2 pseudogenes are annotated in these 1,445 nt (G+C 60.4%); one reads left to right on the plus strand and one right to left on the minus strand.

Features of this window, described 5'->3' with window-relative positions:
- A pseudogene (locus G531_RS26215) lies at positions 1 to 702 on the plus strand (hypothetical protein); the annotation flags it as partial.
- Between the two features lie 47 nt (positions 703 to 749).
- Here G531_RS26215 and G531_RS26220 read toward each other — a convergent pair.
- Positions 750 to 1,445 (minus strand): annotated as a pseudogene (locus G531_RS26220) (SAM-dependent DNA methyltransferase); the annotation flags it as partial.

Below are 1,445 nucleotides of genomic sequence, written 5' to 3' on the forward strand. Positions count from 1 at the left end.
AGAAGGCCATTGCCGGAACGCTGGTGGCAGTACGGCGAAAAGCGACCCGCGATGCGCAGGGCAATCAATCCGTTGCCTGAAGTGCTGGTCATCGCTCGCGTCAGCAAGACCGTGATGCCGCTGCGAGTGCCGACCGGGCAGGTGCCGAGTGAGCAGACGGTCGTGTTCGCAACTGATGACTATGGCGACCAGGCAGTCTTGTCATCAAGCCTGCACCAGCTATGGGCAATCACCTACGGATCAGGCATGAGAAACGATCCTCGGTACACGCCGTCGGATGTCTTTGAAACGTTCCCGCGTCCGAATGCCACCGACGAATTAGTTCGAGTTGGACGAATGTTGGACGAGGAGCGCCGGGGCATTATGCTTCGGCGGGATCTCGGACTCACCAAGATCTACAACCTTGTGAACGACCCCGCGCTCCGGGACGTTGCCGACGCAGATGTCGCACGCCTTCGACAGATCCACGTCGAACTCGACCACGCGGTCCTCGCCGCCTACGGATGGGACGACATCGACCTCCGCCACGGCTTCCATGAATTCAGGAGGATGGAGCGCTGGACGGTTAGTCCGACCGTGCGGGTGGAACTCCTTGATCGGCTGCTCGAAGAGAATCGTAGGCGCAGCGAAGCCGCGGTGCATCCAAAGCAGGTGTCGCGCAAATCAAGCACCCAAGGTGAGTCAGCCACTCTCTTCGGCTGACGGGATCTGGCCTAGGCTCGTTGCCAGCCTCAGTCAAGCTGCCAGCCTCAGTCAAATAGCGTGCCTTCCTTGATCGGAACCGGATTCGCCCGCTGGGGGTGCGTCATGGTGGTTATTGCGCCTGCGCGGTCACGGTTCTCCACGAGGAGCCGATCCAGCAGTTCTGTCCGAGCTGTTGCGCTGGGGCCCCATCGTTCCAGTTGACGAAAGGTATGGAAGCCGTGACCTGACGAGACGTCGGACCACCCGTATGAAGCCAGGACAGCCTCATCCACCTCGACATGCAACTCTCTCAACCGAACCACATCGGGGTCGGTGGAGACAGCCGGATCGTTGACCAAGTTGTAAAGCTTGGTCAACCCGAGATCACGCCTCAGCATGATCGCGCGCCTCTCCTGGTCTAGGGTCCGGCCGATGGCTGCAAGGCGATCGGAGCCTGGAGGACGCGGAAACGTGTCGAACACATCCGAGGGGGTATAGCGCACCCGCGTCTCAAGGGTGGATCCGTAGGTGATCGCCCATAATTGGTGCAGGCTTGATGACAAGACTGCCTGGTCGCCATAGTCATCAGTTGCGAACACCGCAAGCATGTGGCTGAAGACTTGGGCCGCGGGCACCCGCATCGGCATCACGGTCTTGCTGACAAGCGCGATGACCAGCACTTCAGGCAACGGATTGATTGCCCTGCGCATCGCGGGTCGCTTTTCGCCGTACTGCCACCAGCGTTCCGGCAATGGCCTTCT

Origin of the sequence: Granulicoccus phenolivorans DSM 17626 = NBRC 107789 = JCM 15570 (assembly GCF_000423085.1) — a bacterium.
GTDB lineage: Bacteria > Actinomycetota > Actinomycetes > Propionibacteriales > Propionibacteriaceae > Granulicoccus > Granulicoccus phenolivorans.